This window comes from Pseudomonas sp. ICBG1301, from assembly GCF_016918385.1.
GTDB lineage: Bacteria > Pseudomonadota > Gammaproteobacteria > Pseudomonadales > Pseudomonadaceae > Aquipseudomonas > Aquipseudomonas palleroniana.
This window is the reverse complement of the sequence record NZ_JAEKGB010000013.1, coordinates 1-20,983: the sequence shown is the minus strand read 5'-3', so window position 1 is coordinate 20,983 and position 20,983 is coordinate 1. Positions and strand designations below refer to the sequence as shown.

Genomic DNA, 20,983 nt, shown 5'->3' with positions numbered 1-20,983 from the left:
GGCCGCTTTTCTCTCAATGGCCGGCCACGGCTGGCTTGCCTGCGCTACGCGCCCCCGGCTTGAAGCCATGGGCGTGCGCCGCCACGGTAATCAGGAGCGCAACGCCGATCAATGCCAGCATCGCCCACGGAAACGCCGCCACACCCCAGGTGTCCAGCAACACGCCCCCCACCACGCCGCTGCCGGCAATCGCGCTGTTCCACGCCACCACGTTGAGTGACAACGCCACGTCCGCGCCATCGCCCGCCGCATCCGCCAGGGCGGTTTGCAGCAAGGTCGCGGCGCCGCCAAAGCTCAAGCCCCATACCGCTACGCCGAGGTAGATCACCTGCGGCACATTTCCCAGCAAACCGAACACCACACTGATGAGCGCAAAGCTTGCCAGGCTGACCAACACGGTCTTGCGCAGTAACGGTTCAACCAATTTAGCCGTGATCCAAATCCCCACCAGCGCGGCAATCCCGAATACCAACAGCACCAGGTCGACACGCTCCGCCAACCCCGCCGGCGCCACGAACGGCGCGATATAGGTGTACAGAATGTTGTGTGCCAGCATCCAGCTGATCACCACCGCCAACACCGGGCGCACGCCCGGCGTAGTCAGCACCTTGCGCAGGGACACGCGTTGGTGGGCGGGCTGCGGCGCGTAGTCCGGGACTTTCACCAGTACCCAGGCGATCAGCCCCAGGCTCAGCGCCGACATCAGGCCGAACGTGGTACGCCAGCCCACCAGTCCACCGAGCCAGGTGCCCAAAGGCACCCCCAACGACAGCGCAATCGGCGTGCCGACCATCGCCAACGCAAGTGCCTTGCCCTGTTGGTGGGGCGCAACCATACGCCGCGCGTAACCGGCCAACAGGCTCCAGGCCAACCCCGCCGCCACCCCGGCAAAGAAACGAGCTACCAGCGTTACGCCATAGTGGGACGACAGTGCGGTGATCGAGTTGAATAGCAGGAAACCGACGATGGTCAGCAGCAGCACATTGCGCCGACGCCAGCCACGGGTGGCAATCGTCATGGGAATCACCGCCAGCACCGAACCCAGTGCATAGGCGGTGACCATCTGCCCAGCCATTGATGGCGAGATCGCCAGGCCATCGCTGATCAACGGCAGCAGGCCGGCAGGCAGGGTTTCGGTGACGATGCAGATGAAGCCGGTCATGGCCAGGGCGAGCAAGGCGCCGATAGGCAAGCGCTCGGATGCGGCCGATACGGTGAGTGAGGCGGTCACGGGAAACTCCTTTGGCAACACTTATATACTGATCGATATAAATATTAAAGGCGACCGGTGCGCGTTGTCAATTACTTATGTATCGACTAGTATTTATCTCACCTTGCCACCGGAGACCTGACATGGCACAAATGGGCCGCCCCCGCACCTTCGACCGTGAGCACGCCGTGGAACAGGCTTTGCACCTGTTCTGGCAACACGGCTACGACGCCACGTCTCTGGCCCAGCTCAAGGCCGGCCTGGGCGGCGGAATCTCCGCGCCGAGTTTCTATGCCGCGTTCGGTTCCAAGGAGGCGTTGTTCGAGGAGTGCGTGCAGCGCTATCTGACAACCTACGCCCAAGTCACCGAATGCCTGTGGGACGAAAGCCTGCCACCGCGCCAGGCCGTCGAGACTGCGCTGCGCCAGTCAGTCCGCATGCAGTGCGAAGAGGGACACCCCAAGGGCTGCATGGTCGCGCTGGGCGTGATGAGTGCGCCAAGCCCGGAAAATGCGCGGGTGGCGGATGCGCTGACCCAGTCGCGCCTGCGCACACGGGCAGGGATTGTCGCGTGTGTGGAGCGCGCAGTGCGTAGCGGCCAGTTGCCGCAACATACTCAGCCTGCGGTGATGGCGAGTGTGTTTGACAGCTTCTTGCAGGGGGTTTCAATCCTCGCGCGGGACAACGTACCCCACGCCACACTCGACGCCGCGATCAGCCAACTTTTGATGACCTGGGACGTCGCCGCGTCCATCGCCGCCCCTGTGGGTAAAGGTTCGGGCTGACAATTTCAAGCAGCGCGCAAAAAATTTCACGGCGGCCAATACCCCTCTTATTCCACCCCCTCGACCACGCCTTGATCCTCCCCCAAAAAGCCCCCGCTCTGGTGATGCCAGAGCCGCGCATAGGTGCCATTTTTTTCCAGCAATTGGGTATGCGTGCCCTGCTCGATGATGCGTCCGTTGTCCATGACGATAAGCCTGTCCATGGCCGCAATCGTCGACAACCGATGGGCAATGGCAATCACGGTCTTGCCTTGCATCATTTCATCGAGGCTTTCCTGGATGGCGACTTCGACTTCCGAGTCCAGTGCGCTGGTGGCTTCGTCCAGCAGCAGGATCGGCGCGTTTTTGAGCATGACCCGGGCAATGGCGATGCGCTGACGCTGGCCGCCGGAGAGTTTGATGCCCCGCTCGCCCACCAGCGTGTCGTAGCCGGAGTGGCCCTGTTTGTCGCTGAGCTGGCTGATGAACTCATCGGCCTGGGCGCTGGCTGCGGCACTGCGAATCTGCGCGTCGGTCGCGTCGGGGCGGCCATAGGCGATGTTGTCGCGGATCGAGCGGTGCAACAGGGAGGTGTCCTGAGTGACCATGCCGATCACGCTGCGCAGGCTTTCCTGGGTGACATGAGCAATGTTTTGCCCATCGATGCGAATCGCGCCCTTGTCCACGTCGTAGAAACGCAACAGCAGGTTGATGAGCGTCGATTTACCGGCGCCGGAGCGCCCCACCAGCCCGATCTTTTCGCCGGGGCGGATGGTCAGGTTCAGGCCATCGAGCACCTGGCGTTCGCCGTTGTAATTGAAGCTCACATTGTCGAAGGTCACCTCACCGGCTGTGCTGATGAGCGCGGGAGCGTCGGGCAGATCCTGCACCTTGGGGCCGCGGGTCAGGGTTTGCATGCCGTCCTGCACGGTGCCGATGTTCTCGAACAGCGCGGTCATCTGCCACATGATCCAGTGAGACATGCCGTTGATGCGCAATGCCATGGCGGTAATGGCCGCCACGGCGCCGGTGCCGACTTCGCCCTGGTGCCACAACCACAGCGCATACCCGCCGGCCCCCATGATCAACCCGACCACCAGGGCCTGGTTGACGATCTCGAACTGGCTGACCAGGCGCATCTGGCGAAAACCGGTCTGCTTGAAATCCTCCATCGCCGCGCGCGCAAAATGCGCTTCGCGCTTGGAGTGAGAGAACAGCTTCACGGTGGTGATGTTGGTGTAGGCGTCCGAAATCCGTCCGGTCATGGATGAGCGCGCATCAGCCTGTTCCTGCCCGACTTTGCCAAGGCGCGGCACGAAGTACGCCATGGCCAGGCCGAACAACGCCAGCCAGGCAATGAAAGGCAGCATCAACTTGGGGTCGAAGCCGGCGGCCAGCGCAATGATCGCGATGAAGTACACGCCGATACCGGGTGCGATTTCGATCAGGGTGAACAGCACCTCGCGCACCGACAGCGCGGTCTGCATCACTTTGGTGGTGACGCGGCCGGAGAACTCATCGGAGAAGAACGACAGGCTCTGGCGCAGCATCAACCGGTGAAAATCCCAGCGCAGCCGCAGCGGCAGATTGATCGCCAAGACCTGGTGCTGCACCATCGTGCGCAAGGCCACCAAGCCGATGCTGGTCACCAATACGATAGCGATACCCCACACCACGCGGCTCTCCTGCCCTGCCGCCTCGCCGCCGGCCTGCCAGGTCGAGAGCAGGTCCACAACCTGGCCGAGAAACGAAAACAGCCAGGCCTCGTAAATCGACACACCGGCACTGAGCAGCGCAAGCGCGAGGATGTAACCGCGTGCACCTCGCGTGCAGGCCCACAGGAACCGCGCAAGGCCTTCCGGCGGCGGCGGTACCTCGTCAGGCGGGAAAGGGTCGAGACGTTGTTCAAAGGTGCGCAGCATGAAACTCTCCAAAAACGTTCCAGCAGTGATTCTGGCATTTAAAGGAGACTTTGCGGGGTTTGCATCTGTTCCGCAGAAATAGCGCAATGGCAGGTTTGAGCCCCGAGCGGATGCGCATGCGCTCAGGGCTGATCCTCAGCAGCCGGTTCAACTACTCAGGAATCGTGCCGGGCGCCCTGGCGCAAGGCATCCAGCTGTTGTTGGGCGTGGGCAGCCTGGCTGTAGGCGTTGAGGATCTCGGCGATCTGGTCGCACTCCAGGGTGCGGCCGTCATGCATCAGGCCGGCGGATTGAATGAGGACGTGCGGCTGGGGCTTTTTCAGGGCCAGCGCCTGGTTGCCGAACAGCTGGCGCGCGGAACGGTGCACAGGCAGGGGCGCATCCGCGCGCAACAGCAGTTTCTGCACGGTCAGCCAGCCTGGCTCACTGACCTCGAGATCGACAATGTCGGCCAGCTCGATCGGCGCGCTCAGGGTGTCGACAAACAGCTGGCGGCGGGTCAGGCGCATAAAGACGTGTTGCCCGGCGTTGCGGTGCTGCCAGGTAAGTAGCACGAACACCACCGCCATCACCGCAGCACACACGGCCAGGCCGGTGGAGCCCCGGTGCAGGGCGAACCCCAGAAAGCCCAGCGCAATCAGCAAAAACAGCGGGCCGCACAGCTTGTAGCGGCGCGAGTTGGTGAATTCGGTCTGCTCGGGTACACGCTGGATGACCTGCTCCAGTTCGGCTATCGCACGCTCGCGCTGAGCCTCGCGGGAGTCGGCATAGTCCTGGCTGAGTGCGCTGGCAAGCTCCGACAGCGGGTCGCGGGGTTGGGTCATTGATCATTCTCCTTGAGGGTTTGTTATACGGGTGAGTTCACTGAACCAGTGGCGGTCGTGTTCGGTGGGCACTCGGGTGGCCTGGGCCAGCAGCGCGTCATCCAGCACCATGCCCAGTTGCTGCAGGCGCAATACCGTTGGCGGGTGCGTATCAAAAGGGTGTGCGATGGCGTGATCCAGCACCGCGTCGTTCAAGCGCAACGGGGTGTGGCGCAGGTGGTCGGCCAGGGCCTGGATCAGGTTGGGGTGGTGTTCGGCGAGCAGCCGGTTGATTTCAGTGTCCAGCGCAATCACGCGTAGCAGCGCCTGGCAGAACAGCCGCTCACCGGCGATGTTGCCGCCGACTCGATCCGCGACCAGTTCCTGAGCACGGCCCCAGTGATGCACCGCCAGGTGCCAGTGGTGCAGGAAACGCTGCGTCATCCAGAGTGCCGGGCGCTCGATCCACGCAGGGTCGGCCGCCTCAGCACTGAGAGAGGAAAAGTGCCGGCACATCAGGCTGAACTGCGCGCCGATTGCGCTGCCGCGCTCGGTGTCGCGACTGCTGAAATGGCCCAGTTCATGGCCGATGATCGACGCCGTCTCGGCCTGGCTCAGGGTCGAAAGGTAGGTCAATGGCAGGTAAAGAGTACGTCCGGTGAGCCGCTCGCCGGCCGGTTGCAGCGCCACATCGACGCTGGTCACGAAAAACGATTGGTCGATGCCCACTACGATATGGTCGGGCACCGGCGCGCCGGCGGCATGCGCCAGTTGCGCAATCCACGCCCATAAGGCCGGGGCCTTGTCGCGCCCCAGGGGTTGCCCCAGAAATGCCGAGGACGGGCGCTCCAGCACATGCCATTGCTGGCGCAGCCGCTTGATCAGCAGGCACCCCGCCCACAGCACGCCAAGCACCGGCACCGCCACCAGCAGCATGAACCAGCCGCCAGCCTTGAAATGGCTCCAGCCCCAGCTCAGTTCATACGCCAGGCTCAGCGCCAGCGCGCCGACCAGCAGCGCGGTGTAGGCCACCAGCCAATGCCCCAGGGCACGCCAGCAGAGGAGCAGGCGGTCGTAGAGAAAGTCCCTGGATTGCCGCGCGCGCCAGGCGTCCAGCCGCAGCTTGAGCCACGTCGCGGGCCCCGCCACCAGCGCGGCAAGGGCCAGCCAGTACGCCAGCGCCGCCAGGGCCTGACGTACACGGATCCAGACGGGGTCGATGACCTGCGCCTCTCGCAGCACCTCATCGGCGCGCCAGCCCTGCACACTGGCCCAGCCCATCAGCGCCAGCGGTAACAACAGCAGCATCAGCGCCCATGACCCGCGTCCGAATCGGCCCATGGCTCAGTTGGCCTGCAGATAATCGGTCAGGAACGCCTGCGCATTGCCTTGGCTGGACAGCGACTCGTCATAGCCAATGCTCAGCGCTTGGGCTTCGCCGGGCAAGTACAGCTCACCCCAGCTTTGTTGCAGCACCAGCACCACGAATTTCTGGCCGTCCACGCGAGTGGAGTAGCGGGTGTCCTTGGCGGTCTTCTCCACGGTCATTTTCTGGATCTTCAGGTTCCAGTCGTGATCCACGCCCTCCACCTGCACCAACGCCTGGTTGTCACTGCGCGCACCGATGCGCAGGGTCCAGACCTTCACACCGCCCGCGCCGGCATAGGCCAGCACTTTCTCCGCGACTTCCGGGCGATTGTCAGCGTGGGCAAGCCCCGCCATCACGGCCAACACCAGGCCCAGCAGGGCCGCCCACTTGCGATAAATCAACATATCCGCTTCCTCAAAGTTTCAAAGCCGATCATTGAAATCAACACGCGGGGGTCTGCCAAGCAGGTCGGCCGCTGCGCACAACAATTAGGCCGTGGTTCACAACAACTGATCCGGTTGCCCGATGTCGGTATCATGCAACGCTGCCAACCAGCTCTGACGGACGCTTTATCCAATGGACCGCCGCAACCCGTATCTCGATACCCAATTCTGCTTTGATCATCCAGAAGCCCTGGCCCAGGCCGGCGTATTCGATGACAGTGCGCGGCAGGTCATGGGCAGCGCAATCGGGCATTACCGTGCGCAGACGGTGCAGCCGTACTTGCAGTATTTCGACTGTGACTTGCTGTTCCCCGAGCCGTTGAGCATCCATAAAGTGCTGCCCGACAGCGTGTGCATCGTGCAAGTGCTGGGTGGGCAGTGGCAGCATCGGGTGGACGGCGTGCTGAACCACTACACGCCCGGCGCACCCCATGTGCTGGGCTTGAGCGAAAGCATGGAAGCCATGGACCAGATGCCCGCAGGCAGCCGTGCACGCATGGCCGGGCTGCGCATCGGTGGCGACTACCTGCGCGAGATGGCCGAAGAAGACCCGGCACTGCAACCGTTGTCCACGCTGCTCGGTGATGGGATGCACTTTTCAGAGCTGAACGGCTGCCACGCCGTTGGGCGCTTGCTCGAGCGGCTTTATCACTCGCCTTACGAGGGCACGCTGGAGCGGCTGAACCAGGAAAGCCTGAGCCTGGCCGTGCTGGTCGAACTGGCCGCGCATCTGTCTGCGCCGCCGGTCGAGCCTGCGGCCACGCTGCGCAGCCATTCGGACCTGGCACACGAAGCACGCTTTCACCTCGACGCCAACCTGATGAACCTGCCCGGCACCCAGGCGCTGGCACGGCAGTTGGGTGTGGGCGAAACCACCCTGAGACGGGCCTTCAACCGCGTGTATGGCCAGTCGATGCTCGATTACGTGCGCCACCAGCGCCTGGAACTGGCGCGCACCCTGCTGCGTCAGCGCAAATGGCACGTGGCGCAGATTGCCCACCGCGTGGGCTATGCCAACCCGGCCAACTTCAGCCATGCCTATAAAGCGTATTTCGGCCATCCGCCGGGGGCTGAATCCTGATGCCTGCTGCGCCTGAGCCCTTGAAAATCGTGGCCTGACCATTTTTTGCGCTTGCCTGTTCAAGGACAAGGCATTGTGATATCACTGCTCTCAAAGCCGCGATCCAAAGCGGCTGGCCTGGAGAGCTGGCGATGAGGGTATTTGGCCTGGCAGTACTTGTCCCAACCTGCGCCGTCAGCTCTCTGATCTGTACGGGTGACACGGCGATCGCCTTGGCGGCCAGTTTCCTGTTTTATCTCAGCGCCGTTTTGCTCTACATGTACCCATCGATCTGCGTCGCCCTCCTCCATCCGAACCCTCCGCGTGCCTTGCTCAAGATCAATCTCCTCGCGGGGTGGACCGTATTCGGTTGGGTCAAGGCCTATCGTTGGGCGCTTGCCGAACTGCATGAGCAGGAGGCCAATGTACTCAAGCGCAAAGATTGAAAGTGATGGCCTATTGGCACTTTTTGCACGCGCACGGGTCAATCGTGCATCACTACTTACGCTAGTACGTCATCATGCACAGCTGGAAGAAAATATCGTTGACTGAGGGTCTGGAGCGGAGTCTGCCGGGGCATACGGTGGATTGCGTGCTGATCAACGGCTGGACGGCCACCGTTTTTGTCAGGCAGCCAGAAGATGAATCGATGTTTTGCACGACGGGTATCAACCTCGCCAAGCTGGCAGACAGCTCGAGCGTTCAGCAACTCGCTGACGAGATAACGTTTGAGGTTGATATGTCCAGGAACAGGAGCGCCGGCTAGCGCTCCCCTATCGACTTATTCTGCAGTGCTGGCGAGATATTCGCCGGCTCGGCGAACAAGCTTCCTCCACTCTCTCCCATTGATGAGGCCGGTGCTCTCCATATCGTCGGCCTTGCTCAGCAACTTGAAATATTGATCCTCAATATCCTCGTGGTTTACGGCCTGGGCATACATTTCAGCCCAGCTTTGCACAGCGGAACGCCGCATTGGATGTTGCATGTGAGCACCTGATTATGTCCGCGCAGATAGAGCGGTGCCCTTCAAAAATCGTTCAGTAGTGCGAGGGGAGATCCGACCAACGGTGGCGCGAGGCCATTATCGATATCGATACCGCGCAGGTTGCGCTCGGTGTTTTCAAATGGCACACCCTCTCAATTTCGCTGCAAAAGCGTGTTGGGCGCGACGCCGAACTCCTTGCGAAACGCATGGCTGAAATGCGAGAAGTCAGAAAACCCGAAGTCCAGCGCGGCCTGCGAGACACTGCGCACCTGGCCACGCTCGATCGCTTCCCGGCTGGCATTCAGCCGTTCTCTCCAGATCTCCGCCGCTGGGGTTTTCTGGTAGCGCGCAAAGGCACGCGTGACGGTGCGGGTAGATACATTGTGGGCTTGGGCGATGGCCTCGATCGACAGGTCCGGCTCGGCCAGATGGCGTTGGATGTACTGCATGATGCGGCCGTAGAGGTCCAGTTCCTGGTGAACGGCCTTCAGGTCCTGAAGTTCCAGGCTGATCACCAGCAGGTCGAGCAACGCTTCTGAATAACGACTGGAGATGCCTTCATCCTGGAATGCAGCAGGCGTATTGGCCGCGTGGCGCAGCATTTCACGCAAGGGGATCACGCCAGGCCGTCGATCATCGAGGACCATCGCAGTGTAATCCGCAATACGCGGCAGGCGTTCACTGAGCAGGGCTCGCGGGATGCGCACCAGGTGGTTTTCGGTACCACCGAGGCTGAATCGGAACGCTTGCGTTGCGTCATAAAGAAACAAATTACCGGTTGCCAGGCTGGCTTTCCTGCCGCCCTGTTCAATCTGGCCATGACCGTTTCGGGCAAACCCCAACCATAAATCGTCGGCCGGACCGCTGCGCAGATGCTGCTCGGAACGCTCCCAGTAATGCAGTGGCGATGACAGCGAACAGATGTCCAGAGCGCCTAACGCATTGACCGCGAGCGCGCCATCGAAACTGCTCTGGGACAGGGGTTTGCTGTCGGCCGCCAGGCAATGGCGACAGACCACTTCTTTCCAGTATTCAAAGCGACGGGGTGCGGCGACAGCGAGGGTCGAATACTGAGTGCTTGGATTCATGACACTGACCTCGGTACAGCAATGCAGTAAGAGCTGGAAAAGGTGTTACCGGCTTTTCAGCGCTAGCAATTAACAGGCCAGGCGCCTTCACGGGCGCAGGTGAGTGATCGACATGCGTCTGTCACCGACATTGTCTCCCCCCGCCCGTATGCCGGGTGACGACCTCGCCCTACCCATTAAGAGGCACGGCCCCGTGTGTTTACAGCGGTGGTGCACCAACCTCGATCATGCCCGCGCGCGCCTGCTTACGCTGTCTTTTCCAACCAAACGGTTGTCTCGACGAACCAAGCGGCTGCGCGTCGTCACGCCTAATTTCCACCTCACAGCAACTCAACCCCCGCTGATGAGGCTCGCCATGCATCGACCCTGTTCACCCCCCTTGGCTGACACCTCCTGGCTCCTGCAGAGGCGCGACCTCGTGCCTGAAGAGTCGGCGTATTGGTTGATCGAGTGGGGGGCGATGAAGCTGCTGCACCGACGACAGACCGCCAAGCGCGGCCAGCCGCCCAAGTACTGATGCCCAACCGTAGGCCTGAACCAAAATAACGAGGAGCCCAACATGGAATCTGCAATCGACACACATCTCAAATGCCCACGCACCCTGTCTCGCCGCGTGCCCGATGAGTACCAGCCGCCCTTTGCAATGTGGGTGGCACGCGCCGACGAGCATTTGGAACAGGTGGTGATGGCTTACTTCGGCGTGCAGTATCGCGGCGAAGCGCAGCGCGCAGCCGCGCTGCAGGCGATGCGTCATATCGTCGAAAGTTTCAGCCTGGCCGATGGTCCGCAGACCCATGACTTGACCCACCACACCGACAACAGCGGCTTCGATAACCTGATTGTGGTCGGCTACTGGAAGGACCCGGCGGCTCACTGCCGCTGGCTGCGCTCGGCACCGGTCAACGACTGGTGGGCATCAGAGGACAGGCTCAACGACGGCCTTGGCTATTTTCGCGAAATCAGCGCACCACGCGCCGAGCAATTCGAGACGCTGTACGCCTTCCAGGACAACCTGCCCGGTGTCGGCGCGGTCATGGATAACATCAGTGGCGAAATCGAAGAGCACGGTTACTGGGGTTCGATGCGCGACCGCTTCCCGATCTCGCAGACGGACTGGATGAAGCCGACGAGCGAGCTGCAAGTGATCGCCGGTGACCCGGCCCAAGGTGGGCGCGTGGTGGTGCTGGGGCATGACAACCTCACGCTGATCCGCTCCGGCCAGGACTGGGCGGATGCCGAGGCTGAAGAGCGCTCGCTGTACCTCGACGAAATCCTGCCGACCTTGCAGGACGGCATGGACTTCCTGCGCGACAACGGCCAACCGCTGGGCTGCTACAGCAACCGGTTCGTGCGCAATATCGACCTGGACGGCAACTTTCTCGACGTCAGCTACAACATCGGTCACTGGCGCTCGGTGGAGAAACTCGAACGCTGGGCCGAATCCCACCCGACCCACCTGCGTATTTTCGTGACCTTCTTTCGCGTGGCCGCGGGCTTGAAGAAGTTGCGGCTGTACCACGAAGTATCGGTATCGGACGCCAAGAGCCAGATCTTCGAGTACATCAACTGCCATCCGCAGACCGGCATGTTGCGCGACGCGCAAGTATCGCCCGCCTGACGCCAGCCCTGACTCCACTTTTAGCCCTGCGCTTTGCCTGACTGGCGATAGCGGGGCTCTTTTTGCCCGCAAAAAGGATCCTCGACCATGAAACAGTTTCGTTACCTGTCGCTTGCAGCCCTCCTCCCCAGCCTTTGCGCCCACGCGGTCGAGGTAGCCCCTGGCGACTACGAGCAGTTACCCGCTGATGCAACGCTTGGCCTGCTCTACTACCAGCACTCCACCACGAAGAGTGCCTACGCCCAAGGCCACAAAATCAGTTCCGATTTCAACCTGACTTCCGACGTCGGCATTCTGCGACTGCTGCACGTCTACCAGCTGAGCGAGCGACTCACCGTCTCGCCACAACTCCTGTTGCCCTTCGGCCATGTCTCAAGCGGCGGTGACGCTTCCGCCTTGGGCAACACCAGTGGCGTGGGCGACCTCATTCTCACCGCGCCGCTCAAATACACGCTAAACGATGCCAAAGACGTCCTCGGCGCCACCGCTTACCTCTATGTGCCTAGCGGCAACTACGACAAGAACGACGCGCTCAACCTGGGCGAGAACCGCTGGAAGGTTGACCTCCAGGCGGCCTACATCAAGCACTTCTCGGAAAAGTGGGCCGTCGACCTCGTAGGCGATGCCATTTGGTATGGCGACAACAACGACTTCGGCGCCAACTCCGCCCGCAGGGAGCAGGACGTTTCCTACGAAACCCAGTTGATGGGCCGCTACATGCCTGACCCGACCACCGCGCTGGCCATTGGCTTTGGCCACAACTGGGGCGGCGAAACCCAGGTCGCGGGTGTCAACCAGGACGACAAGATGCAGACCACCAACTTTCGCGTCACCGCCACCAAGTTCGTCACCGCCAAGGACCAGCTTCAGCTGCAACTGGGCCGCGACCTGTCCGTGGAGAACGGGCCAAAGGAAAACTTTCGCATGAACCTGCGTTACGCACGGGTTTTCTGACCCCTGTCCGCCTGGATCAAACGGTTGTCTTCACCAGCCAAGCGTGTGCGCGAGAGCAGATCTAACGTGAACCCGCCAGCCGTAGCCAATGAGATTGTCCCCACTGAAACGGAGAAATCACACATGACCGACCAACAACCCGCCCTGGAACAACAGCCCTCCCTCTACACGCGCCTCGGGGGCTACGACGTTATCTATCAGTTCGCCGGCGCCGTGTTGAGAAAAACAATGGGCCACCCCGCCATCGGGCACATCTGGGCGCATATGTCCGAATCAACGTTCCAGAAGGAACACATCAACTTTGTCGATTTCCTCTCCGAGCACTGGGGAGGCAGCGCCAAATACCGGGGGCGAGACATGGTCACCGCGCATCGGGGCATGGGGCTTACCGAAGTGCACTGGCAAGCCGTGCTCGATTGTCTCGAGGAGTGCTACAACGACTACGACCTGGCGGCGAACCTGCGCAAAGAGGTCAATGACTTTCTCATCAAGTTCAAGCCGGCGGTGATAGGTAGCCCCTCCTATCGGGACGTCGTACTCGCCCACCCTGAAATGGACCCCGCCAAGGGCATGAAAAGCGTCGGCGTTATCTGGCCCAAACACGAGAAGTCATCTGCGCAAGACGCAACGCCTGATCCCCAGAAATAAGCCGTTTGGATCTTCAGGGCATACGCCCTGCTGCCGGGGTTCGCCCTGGCAGCTGAAGCTCACGGGACACACCCGTCCCTTTCAACCAAATGGCTGTCTTGCTCAACCAAGCGCCGTTCGATCACCAGAGATAGCTTAGTCACAGACCCCAGTCACGCGGACACCTTTGCAGGACCTCGCCGCGAGACATGTGCACAGACATTTGCCAGCCCACTTCAGGAAACAGGACGTCTCATGGCCATCATCCGCCCGACTGTCGAACAACTGCAGGACCTCGCCACCAGCCTGCATATACAGCTGACACGCGAACAAGCCAGCGAATATCTGGCGCTCATGCAACCCAGTTTCGATGCGTACGACCTGGTCGATGATCTGCCCGATTTCACACCGCTGGTGCGCTACGAGCGCAGCGCGGGTTACCGCCCCTCGAACACTGAAAACACGCTTAACGCCTGGTACTACAAGACGGAGGTGATGGGCGCCAGTTCAGGCACGCTGGCGGGCAAGACCGTCGCTCTCAAAGACAACATCGCCCTGGCCGGCGTCCCGATGATGAACGGCGCCGCGCCATTGGAGGGGTTTGTACCTTCGTTCGACGCCACCGTGGTCACGCGTTTGCTCGATGCCGGCGCGACCATCCTCGGCAAAGCCACCTGCGAGCACTACTGCCTCTCGGGGGGCAGCCACACCTCTGACCCAGCCCCGGTGCACAACCCTCATCGTCACGGTTACGCCGCTGGCGGTTCCTCATCGGGCAGCGCTGCCTTGGTCGCCGCCGGCGAGGTGGACATCGCCGTGGGCGGCGACCAAGGCGGTTCCATCCGCATCCCGTCGGCTTTCTGCGGAACCTACGGGATGAAGCCAACCCATGGCCTGGTGCCCTACACCGGCATCATGGCGATTGAAGCGACCATCGATCACGTCGGCCCGATTACCGCCAACGTGCGCGACAACGCGCTGATGCTGCAGGCCATGGCCGGTTCCGATGGCCTCGACCCACGCCAGGCAGCGCCGCAGGTCGATGACTATGGCAGCTACCTGGGGCGGGGCGTGAGCGGTCTCAGAATCGGCGTGGTGCAGGAAGGGTTCGCGCTGGCCAATCAAGACCCGCGTGTGGCGGACAAGGTGCGCGAGGCCATCGCCCATCTCGAGGCCTTGGGCGCGCAGGTCGAGCCGGTGTCCATTCCCGAACACAACCTGGCGGGATCGCTGTGGCACCCCATCGGCTGCGAAGGTCTGACCATGCAGATGATGCATGGCAACGGCGCCGGCTTTAACTGGAAAGGCCTGTACGACATCGGCCTGCTGGACAAACAAGCCGGCTGGCGCGAACAGGCCGACCAATTGTCCGCGTCTCTCAAGCTCTGCATGTTCGTCGGTCAATACGGCCTGACGCACTACAACGGGCGTTACTACGCCAAGGCCCAGAACCTGGCGCGCTTTGCCCGGCAAGGCTATGACAAGGCATTGCAGTCCTATGACCTGCTGGTGATGCCGACCACTCCCATCACGGCCCAACCGCACCCGCCAGCGCACTGCTCGATAACCGAATACGTGGCGCGCGCCCTGGAAATGATCGGCAACACCGCGCCTCAGGACATCACCGGGCATCCCGCCATGTCGATTCCGTGCGGCTCGGTGGACGGCATGCCCGTCGGCTTGATGCTGATCGCCAGGCACTACGCCGAAGGCACCATCTACCAGGCGGCGGCGGCGTTCGAAGCCGCGGTGGACTGGCGCACGCTCTGAGTTTCAACCCTGCAAAACAATAAGAACGACACGTTTCAACCACTCCACCACCGCATTGACTGATAGGAGATACCTCGATGAGTTCATCTACGCCCACCTCCGCGAGCACCTCGACACCCGGCGAACGAGCCTGGGCATTGTTTCAAGTCCTCAAGAGCAAGGAGCTCATCCCACAGGGTTACGTCGAGCAGCTCACGCAACTGATGGAGCACGGCTGGAGCCCGGAAAACGGTGCCCGCGTGGTCGCCAAGGCCTGGGTCGATCCGCAGTTCCGGGCGCTGTTGCTCAAGGACGGCACCGCCGCCTGCGCCCAGTTTGGCTACACCGGCCCGCAGGGCGAATACATCGTCGCCCTGGAAGACACGCCCCAGCTGAAAAACGTGATTGTCTGCAGCCTGTGTTCCTGCACCAACTGGCCTGTGCTCGGCCTGCCGCCTGAGTGGTACAAGGGCTTCGAGTTCCGCGCGCGCCTGGTCCGAGAGGGCCGCACCGTCCTGCGAGAGCTGGGCACCGAGCTGCCGAGCGACATGGTGGTCAAGGTCTGGGACACCAGCGCCGAAAGCCGCTACCTGGTGCTGCCGGTACGGCCCGAAGGCACCGAGCACATGAGCGAGGAGCAGCTTCAGGCCCTGGTGACCAAAGACGTGCTGATCGGCGTCGCCCTGCCCCGCGTTGATTGAGACAAACAACGCCCCATCGTTCAATTACCGGAGTTTCAATTATGGATGGTTTCCACGATCTCGGCGGTTTCCAAGGCTTTGGCAAAGTCCCTCACACCATCAATAGCCTGGACTACAAAAAGGTCTTCAAGCAGGACTGGGAGCACCTGGCCTACAGCTTGATGTTTATCGGTGTCGATCAGTTGAAGAAGTTCAGCGTGGACGAAGTGCGTCACGCTGTCGAACGCCTGGATGTTCGCCAACATGTCGGCACCCAGTACTACGAACGCTATGTCATCGCGACCGCTACCCTGCTGGTCGAAACCGGCGTGCTCACCCAGGCCGAACTCGACCAGGCGCTGGGTAGCCACTTCAAGCTGGCGAACCCGGCGCATGCAGAAGGCCGTGCGGCGATCACCGGGCGAGCACCGTTTGAGGTCGGCGATCGGGTGGTGGTGCGCGACGAATATGTGGCGGGGCATATCCGCATGCCGGCCTACGTACGCGGCAAGCAGGGCGTGGTGTTGCATCGCACCTCGGAAAAATGGCCTTTCCCGGATGCCATCGGTCACGGCGATACCAGCGCGGCACATCAGCCGACCTACCACGTCGAGTTCCACAGCAAAGACCTGTGGGGCGACGCGGCAGATGAAGGTTTCGTGGTGGTCGACCTGTTCGAAAGCTACCTGGACCCGGCCGAGGGCCGTCCAGCGGTGAACCTGTGATGGACGGCGCCCAGGCGGGCCGACTGCCGGTGACCGTGCTTTCCGGCTTCCTCGGCGCCGGCAAGACCACCCTGCTCAACCACATCCTGCGCAACCGCGAGGGCCTGAGAGTCGCGGTCATCGTCAACGACATGAGCGAGATCAACATCGATGCCGCAGAGGTGCAGCGCGATGTGTCGCTGCACCGTGGCCGCGATGAGTTGATCGAGATGAGCAATGGCTGTATCTGCTGCACGCTGCGCGCCGATCTGCTCGAACAGATCAGCGCGCTGGCGCGTCAACAGCGCTTCGATTACCTGCTTATCGAGTCCACCGGGATCTCGGAGCCGATGCCGGTCGCGGAGACGTTCGCCTTCCTTGACGCCGAGGGCTTCAGCCTCAGCGAATTGGCGCGGCTCGATACCTTGGTGACGGTGGTCGACGGCAGCCGTTTTCAAGCATTGCTGGAGTCACCGGACAGCGTCGCCCGCGACGACGCCCAGGCAGACGCGCCCAGACGCCCGCTGGCGGACCTGCTGATTGAGCAGGTGGAGTACGCCAACGTGATCCTCGTCAACAAGCTGGACCTGATCGACGAGCCGGCTTACCAGGCCGTGCGGGCAATCCTTGCGGGCCTCAACCCGACCGCGCGGATCCTGCCGATGACCCAGGGCAACGTCAGGTTGGCCAGCATCCTCGATACCCGTCTGTTCGATTTACCCAGCCTTGCGGCAGCGCCGGGCTGGATGCGCAAGCTGGAGCCTGACAGCGCAACGGCGTCCGAGTCGGACACCTACGGCGTGACCTCCTGGGTGTACCGCGAGCGCGCACCGTTTCACCCCCAGCGCTTGCTCGACTTTCTCAAGCGTCCCTGGAGCAACGGGCGTCTGTTGCGCAGCAAAGGTTACTTCTGGCTTGCCAGCCGACACCTGGAAACCGGCTTGCTGGTACACAGCGGCAAGCAGTTCCAGTGGGACTATGTGGGGCACTGGTGGAGCTTCATAGCGCCGTCGCAATGGCCAAAGGACGAATACCGCTTGCAAGGCATCATGGCCAAGTGGGACGGCGTGGTCGGCGACTGTCGGCAGGAGCTGGTCTTTATCGGCCAGGACCTCGATACCCAGGCGTTGCAGCGCGAACTCGACCATTGCCTGCTCAGCCCCGAGGAAATCGCCGCGGGCCCGGCGGCCTGGCCCGCCCTGCCGGGGGCGACGACCTTTGACACCCGTGCCTTGTCGGCCAGCCCGACGGCTTCCATTTAACCGAGCTAGAGGTGTTTATGCTTTTTTTCAGCCGCACCGCCCGCTGGGTCTTGGCGCCGCTCGCCGACAGGTTGGAGCAACCTGACCAGGCCAGCGCGCCCGTGTCGTCGAACAACCCATTACTGCGCCGCCTGCTGACCGGCGTCGACCACCTGCTGCAGGAGCGGCAAACCCTGAAGGCACAGGCACGTGCGCTGGCTGCGCAAGTCGCCCAATTGGAAGCACACCTGGCCGATCGTAACCAACAGACGCGCCAACATGAGGCGTACTGGGACCTGGTCAGCCAAGGCGCGGATGAACTGTTCTGGGCCCTGGAACTGCAGGGCACCCCGGCCCCCGCGCCGACCTCTGCCATGCAGTGGGCGGGACCGACGTCGGTCCAGGTGCAGGGGGTTGACCAACTGAGCCGATGGAGCGACCAGTTGCACCCGGCAGACCAGCCAGTGCATCTGGATGCGCTCACCCGGCACCTGGCCGATCGCAGTGGGCGCACGCCGTTTGCGTTGGACGTACGCATGAAGCCTGTCGGCGACGGCGACTATCGCTGGTGCCGGGTCAGCGGAGTGGCGCGACGTGATGCACAAGGCATGGCGCTGGCCATCGGCGGCAGCGTGCGTGATATTCACGAGCAGCACCTGCATCACGAGGGCCTCGAGCTGGCGGCCACCCGCTTCGATATTTCCCGGGAGATGCTGCATGACGGGCTGTGGGATATCGAGGTGGTGGCCGGCGACCCGGCGAACCCGAAAAACACCATTTGGTGGTCGTCACAAATGCGCCGGCTGCTGGGCTGCAACACCGTCGAGGAGTTCCCCAACACCCTGGAAAGCTGGACCTCGCGCTTGCACCCCGAGGACAGCGCGCGGGCCATTGCAGCGTTTGTCGCCCATGTTGAAGACCGTAGCGGCAAGACCCCTTTCGACGTGGACTATCGCCTCAAACACCAGAACGGCACTTACCGCTGGTTCCGTGGCCGCGGGCAAACACGTCGGGCGCAGGACGGCTCCCCGCAGCGGGTGGTCGGCGCGATCACCGATATCCACGCCCGCCATGAAGAAAGCACGATGCGCGAGGCGCAGGCACAACAGCATCGGGTAATGCAGGACACTCTCAACAAGCTCACGCAGATTGTCGCCACCATCCAGGGCATTGCCAGCCAGACCAACCTGTTGGCGTTGAACGCCGCCATCGAGGCGGCGCGCGCCGGCGATGCCGGGCGCGGGTTTGCGGTGGTCGCCGATGAAGTACGCAAACTCGCCACCCGTACCAGCCAGGCAACCCAGCAAGCGGCCGAGATGATGCACAACTGATCAGATGAACAGCCCACGCGGCAGGCGTGGGCACACAACCTATTCCAACAATAACAATCGGGTGCGTTATGCGCGATTACACCTCAGCAGTGAACTCTTTCGACTTTCTACAATTGGCCGCCCGGGATTTGCACGGCGAGCTGAATGCCTTGAATGCCTGTATCGAATGTTGCGACCGGCACGCCGAGGGCGATGCCGTCGCGTTGTATTGCGAAACGCGGGATGGCCGCGCCACGCGCCACACCTTCCGCGAACTGCAGGACCACGCGGCGCGCTTCGGCAATTTCCTGCGCGAGCAAGGCGTCCAACCGGGAGATCGTGTCTCGGGCCTGATGCCGCGCACGGTTGAATTGTTGATCGCCATTCTGGGGACCTGGCGTATCGGCGCGGTCTACCAGCCGCTCTTTACCGCCTTCGGTCCCAAGGCCATCGAGCAGCGGTTGGGTTGCTCGAAGGCACGCTGGATCGTGACCGATGCCCTCAACCGCCCCAAGCTGGATGATGTCAGCGACTGCCCGCCCATCATCGTGACCGACGGTGCCCCGGCGCATCCGAGCGATTACGACTTCTGGCGTACGCTGGATCAGTACTCGACGCAATGCACACCGCAATTGCTGGACGCCAGCGCACCGTTTTTGCTGATGTGCACCTCCGGAACCACGGGGCCGGCCAAACCGCTGGAGGTGCCCTTGAGCGCCATCCTGGCCTTCAAGGGCTACATGCGTGAAGCGATCGATCTGCGCGAAGACGACCGTTTCTGGAACCTGGCCGACCCGGGTTGGGCCTATGGCTTGTATTACGCGGTCACCGGCCCTTTGGCGTGCGGCCACGCCACGCTGTTCTATGACGGCGCTTTCTCGGTGGACACCACCTGCCGGATCATCAAAAAATACGCGATCAGCAACCTGGCCGGCTCGCCTACGGCCTATCGCCTGCTGATCGCGGCGGGCGCGGAGTTCGCCGACGCTGCGCGGGGTCAGCTGCGTGTGGTCAGCAGCGCCGGCGAGCCGCTCAACCCTCAAGTCATCCGTTGGTTTGCCGAACAGGCCGGCGTGGTCATCCATGATCATTACGGCCAGACCGAAATCGGCATGGTGCTGTGCAATCACCATGGGCTGCAGCACCCTGTTCGTGAGGGCTCGGCCGGTTACGCGATGCCGGGCCATCGGATTGTCGTGCTCGATCATCAGCACCGGGAACTGCCGGCCGGCCAGCCTGGCGTGTTGGCGGTGGACCGCGAGCGCTCGCCCCTGTGCTGGTTCAATGGATACTTCGGCATGCCGACCCAGGCGTTTGTCGGCCGTTATTACTTGAGCGGCGATATCGTTGAGCTCAATGACGACGGCAGTATCAGCTTCGTCGGCCGCAACGACGACGTGATCACCACCTCGGGCTATCGCGTCGGGCCGTTTGATGTGGAGAGTGCTCTCATCGAACACCCGGCCGTGGTTGAGGCTGCCGTCATCGGCAAACCCGACCCGCAACGTACAGAGCTGATCATGGCGTTTATCGTGTTGAACCGTGAGTACCTGCCCAGCGCCGAGTTGGCTGAGGTGCTGCGCCTGCATGTCCGACAGCGCCTGGCCGCGCATGCGTACCCTCGGGAAATCGAATTCGTCGAGCAACTGCCCAAGACCCCCAGCGGCAAATTGCAGCGATTCATCCTGCGCAACCAGGAAATCGCCAAGCAGCAGGCACTCGCCACATGACCCGGCGGTGGAGGCTGGCGTGCTGAGCCGCTCGGAGTTTCAGCGCCGGGCGCTGGAGGTGTTCAAGGAGCGCAGTTTCAGCCAGGTCAGCATGCGTGAACTGGCCGCGCACATCGGCATAAGCCCCGGCGCGATCTATCACCATGTGGAGAGCAAGGAAGCGCTGCTGTTCGAGTGGTTGATGGAGCTGTATCAGGCGTTGCTGGCGCACGTCGAGCTGGTCACCAAGCAACGACTGACGCCTGCGCAACGCCTGACGACACTCATCGAAGGCCATCTTCAATTGCATGAAACCATGGGCGCGCACTTCAAGCTGGCGGTCATGGACGCCAACTGCCTGAGCGCGCCGATGGAAGACTGCGTGCGAGGACTCAGAGCAGCCTATGAGGCCAAGATACTGGGCCTGGTCGCACAGCCAGGCCCTGAACCCTGCGGCGCCTTGCGCAACAGTGCACTCACGACCCTCTTGCCGATGCTCAACAGCCTGCCTACGTGGTTGAGCCCGATGATTGAAGATTCCCAGCGCAGAATCATTACGAAGACCATCGCCGTTGCGGTAGTGCGCGCTATCAAGTCGCTGCCCTGAAGCTCGTTCTCGGTTGTAGTGAGCGGGCTTGCCCCGGTACAAACCGGGGACATCGTTTACATTTCTAACCGGGGACATGGTTTACAGGCTAATACGCATGATCAGGAGGTAACTGATCATGCCCTGGAACCAAGAGTCCC

The 20,983-nt window shown here is 62.2% G+C and carries 20 protein-coding genes and 2 pseudogenes; 15 read left to right on the top strand and 7 right to left on the bottom strand.

The genetic code is table 11. The features are described 5' to 3' along the window. Window positions 1–13 precede the first annotated feature (13 nt). Complete coding sequence (locus JBE38_RS24270) at window positions 14–1,231, bottom strand: MFS transporter (protein WP_090370455.1); 1,218 nt, start codon at window positions 1,229–1,231, stop codon at window positions 14–16. Between the two features lie 122 nt (window positions 1,232–1,353). On the opposite strand from JBE38_RS24270, the gene JBE38_RS24265 reads away from it, so the two are divergent. After that, the gene (locus JBE38_RS24265; protein ID WP_090370454.1) at window positions 1,354–1,995 is read left to right on the top strand and encodes a TetR/AcrR family transcriptional regulator; all 642 of its coding nucleotides are present in this window, start codon (window positions 1,354–1,356) and stop codon (window positions 1,993–1,995) included. 47 nt (window positions 1,996–2,042) lie between these two features. Here the strand turns inward: JBE38_RS24265 and JBE38_RS24260 are convergent, their stop codons facing one another. The 4 genes from JBE38_RS24260 to JBE38_RS24245 form a co-directional block, all read right to left on the bottom strand. Continuing rightward, on the bottom strand, window positions 2,043–3,896 hold the full coding sequence (locus JBE38_RS24260) for an ABC transporter ATP-binding protein (RefSeq protein ID WP_205345313.1): 1,854 nt from the start codon (window positions 3,894–3,896) through the stop codon (window positions 2,043–2,045). 155 nt (window positions 3,897–4,051) lie between these two features. After that, window positions 4,052–4,720, bottom strand: coding sequence for a hypothetical protein (locus JBE38_RS24255; RefSeq protein ID WP_235863251.1), 669 nt, complete (start codon window positions 4,718–4,720; stop codon window positions 4,052–4,054). Window positions 4,721–4,723: 3 nt separating this feature from the next. Next, a complete protein-coding gene (locus JBE38_RS24250; protein ID WP_162843527.1) occupies window positions 4,724–6,040 on the bottom strand; it encodes a M48 family metallopeptidase in 1,317 nt (438 codons plus the stop codon). Window positions 6,041–6,043: 3 nt separating this feature from the next. Further along, window positions 6,044–6,472 (bottom strand): hypothetical protein, encoded by a 429-nt coding sequence (locus JBE38_RS24245; protein WP_060752492.1) that lies wholly within the window; start codon window positions 6,470–6,472, stop codon window positions 6,044–6,046. Between the two features lie 172 nt (window positions 6,473–6,644). On the opposite strand from JBE38_RS24245, the gene JBE38_RS24240 reads away from it, so the two are divergent. The 3 genes from JBE38_RS24240 (at window position 6,645) to JBE38_RS24230 (ending at window position 8,337) form a co-directional block, all read left to right on the top strand. Next, window positions 6,645–7,592, top strand: coding sequence for a helix-turn-helix transcriptional regulator (locus JBE38_RS24240; protein ID WP_205345312.1), 948 nt, complete (start codon window positions 6,645–6,647; stop codon window positions 7,590–7,592). Between the two features lie 131 nt (window positions 7,593–7,723). Then, on the top strand, window positions 7,724–8,017 hold the full coding sequence (locus JBE38_RS24235; RefSeq protein WP_126851400.1) for a superinfection immunity protein: 294 nt from the start codon (window positions 7,724–7,726) through the stop codon (window positions 8,015–8,017). Between the two features lie 74 nt (window positions 8,018–8,091). After that, window positions 8,092–8,337, top strand: coding sequence for a hypothetical protein (locus JBE38_RS24230; RefSeq protein WP_205345311.1), 246 nt, complete (start codon window positions 8,092–8,094; stop codon window positions 8,335–8,337). Window positions 8,338–8,352: 15 nt separating this feature from the next. On the opposite strand, the gene JBE38_RS24225 is transcribed toward JBE38_RS24230, so the two are convergent. Together JBE38_RS24225 and JBE38_RS24220 are read right to left on the bottom strand one after the other, a co-directional pair. Continuing rightward, window positions 8,353–8,556 carry a hypothetical protein gene (locus JBE38_RS24225; RefSeq protein ID WP_090370443.1) on the bottom strand — a complete coding sequence of 68 codons (204 nt, stop codon included), beginning with the start codon at window positions 8,554–8,556 and terminating at the stop codon, window positions 8,353–8,355. Between the two features lie 152 nt (window positions 8,557–8,708). Further along, the gene (locus JBE38_RS24220) at window positions 8,709–9,644 is read right to left on the bottom strand and encodes an AraC-like ligand-binding domain-containing protein (RefSeq protein ID WP_090370440.1); all 936 of its coding nucleotides are present in this window, start codon (window positions 9,642–9,644) and stop codon (window positions 8,709–8,711) included. Window positions 9,645–10,203: 559 nt separating this feature from the next. On the opposite strand from JBE38_RS24220, the gene oxdA reads away from it, so the two are divergent. The 11 genes and pseudogenes from oxdA to JBE38_RS24170 all read left to right on the top strand — a co-directional run bounded on the left by oxdA (window position 10,204) and on the right by JBE38_RS24170 (window position 20,843). Then, a complete protein-coding gene (oxdA, locus tag JBE38_RS24215) occupies window positions 10,204–11,262 on the top strand; it encodes an aliphatic aldoxime dehydratase (RefSeq protein WP_205345310.1) in 1,059 nt (352 codons plus the stop codon). Window positions 11,263–11,349: 87 nt separating this feature from the next. Then, entirely contained in the window at window positions 11,350–12,216 is an 867-nt protein-coding gene (locus tag JBE38_RS24210) for a transporter (protein WP_205345309.1), read from the top strand. Between the two features lie 123 nt (window positions 12,217–12,339). Then, a complete protein-coding gene (locus JBE38_RS24205) occupies window positions 12,340–12,864 on the top strand; it encodes a group I truncated hemoglobin (RefSeq protein ID WP_060752484.1) in 525 nt (174 codons plus the stop codon). A gap of 234 nt (window positions 12,865–13,098) precedes the next feature. Next, on the top strand, window positions 13,099–14,613 hold the full coding sequence (locus JBE38_RS24200; RefSeq protein WP_090370433.1) for an amidase: 1,515 nt from the start codon (window positions 13,099–13,101) through the stop codon (window positions 14,611–14,613). Between the two features lie 77 nt (window positions 14,614–14,690). Further along, window positions 14,691–15,293, top strand: coding sequence for a nitrile hydratase subunit alpha (gene nthA / locus JBE38_RS24195; protein ID WP_205345308.1), 603 nt, complete (start codon window positions 14,691–14,693; stop codon window positions 15,291–15,293). Between the two features lie 41 nt (window positions 15,294–15,334). After that, a complete protein-coding gene (gene nthB, locus JBE38_RS24190; protein WP_205345307.1) occupies window positions 15,335–15,997 on the top strand; it encodes a nitrile hydratase subunit beta in 663 nt (220 codons plus the stop codon). Then, on the top strand, window positions 15,994–17,238 hold the full coding sequence (locus tag JBE38_RS24185; RefSeq protein WP_090370429.1) for a GTP-binding protein: 1,245 nt from the start codon (window positions 15,994–15,996) through the stop codon (window positions 17,236–17,238). Before nthB ends, JBE38_RS24185 begins: the two co-directional genes overlap by 4 nt. Before the next feature lie 17 nt (window positions 17,239–17,255). Then, window positions 17,256–18,254 (top strand): annotated as a pseudogene (locus tag JBE38_RS27845) (PAS domain-containing protein); the annotation flags it as partial. Beyond that, a pseudogene (locus tag JBE38_RS28095) lies at window positions 18,255–18,539 on the top strand (methyl-accepting chemotaxis protein); the annotation flags it as partial. A 77-nt stretch (window positions 18,540–18,616) separates the two neighbouring features. Next, complete coding sequence (locus tag JBE38_RS24175) at window positions 18,617–20,257, top strand: AMP-binding protein (RefSeq protein WP_205345305.1); 1,641 nt, start codon at window positions 18,617–18,619, stop codon at window positions 20,255–20,257. A gap of 22 nt (window positions 20,258–20,279) precedes the next feature. Continuing rightward, entirely contained in the window at window positions 20,280–20,843 is a 564-nt protein-coding gene (locus JBE38_RS24170) for a TetR/AcrR family transcriptional regulator (protein WP_090372384.1), read from the top strand. The last annotated feature ends 140 nt before the right edge of the window (window positions 20,844–20,983 follow it).

Excerpts from the sequence above, each read along its gene's own strand:
- JBE38_RS24245 (WP_060752492.1), bottom strand. The coding sequence starts at position 6,472 with ATGTTGATTTATCGCAAGTGGGCGGCCCTGCTGGGCCTGGTGTTGGCC.
- JBE38_RS24235 (WP_126851400.1), top strand. The coding sequence starts at position 7,724 with ATGAGGGTATTTGGCCTGGCAGTACTTGTCCCAACCTGCGCCGTCAGC.
- JBE38_RS24210 (WP_205345309.1), top strand. The coding sequence starts at position 11,350 with ATGAAACAGTTTCGTTACCTGTCGCTTGCAGCCCTCCTCCCCAGCCTT.
- JBE38_RS24265 (WP_090370454.1), top strand. The coding sequence starts at position 1,354 with ATGGCACAAATGGGCCGCCCCCGCACCTTCGACCGTGAGCACGCCGTG.
- nthB (WP_205345307.1), top strand. The coding sequence starts at position 15,335 with ATGGATGGTTTCCACGATCTCGGCGGTTTCCAAGGCTTTGGCAAAGTC.
- nthA (WP_205345308.1), top strand. The coding sequence starts at position 14,691 with ATGAGTTCATCTACGCCCACCTCCGCGAGCACCTCGACACCCGGCGAA.
- JBE38_RS24230 (WP_205345311.1), top strand. The coding sequence starts at position 8,092 with ATGCACAGCTGGAAGAAAATATCGTTGACTGAGGGTCTGGAGCGGAGT.
- oxdA (WP_205345310.1), top strand. The coding sequence starts at position 10,204 with ATGGAATCTGCAATCGACACACATCTCAAATGCCCACGCACCCTGTCT.
- JBE38_RS24255 (WP_235863251.1), bottom strand. The coding sequence starts at position 4,720 with ATGACCCAACCCCGCGACCCGCTGTCGGAGCTTGCCAGCGCACTCAGC.
- JBE38_RS24220 (WP_090370440.1), bottom strand. The coding sequence starts at position 9,644 with ATGAATCCAAGCACTCAGTATTCGACCCTCGCTGTCGCCGCACCCCGT.
- JBE38_RS24175 (WP_205345305.1), top strand. The coding sequence starts at position 18,617 with ATGCGCGATTACACCTCAGCAGTGAACTCTTTCGACTTTCTACAATTG.
- JBE38_RS24200 (WP_090370433.1), top strand. The coding sequence starts at position 13,099 with ATGGCCATCATCCGCCCGACTGTCGAACAACTGCAGGACCTCGCCACC.
- JBE38_RS24250 (WP_162843527.1), bottom strand. The coding sequence starts at position 6,040 with ATGGGCCGATTCGGACGCGGGTCATGGGCGCTGATGCTGCTGTTGTTA.
- JBE38_RS24225 (WP_090370443.1), bottom strand. The coding sequence starts at position 8,556 with ATGCAACATCCAATGCGGCGTTCCGCTGTGCAAAGCTGGGCTGAAATG.
- JBE38_RS24260 (WP_205345313.1), bottom strand. The coding sequence starts at position 3,896 with ATGCTGCGCACCTTTGAACAACGTCTCGACCCTTTCCCGCCTGACGAG.
- JBE38_RS24205 (WP_060752484.1), top strand. The coding sequence starts at position 12,340 with ATGACCGACCAACAACCCGCCCTGGAACAACAGCCCTCCCTCTACACG.
- JBE38_RS24240 (WP_205345312.1), top strand. The coding sequence starts at position 6,645 with ATGGACCGCCGCAACCCGTATCTCGATACCCAATTCTGCTTTGATCAT.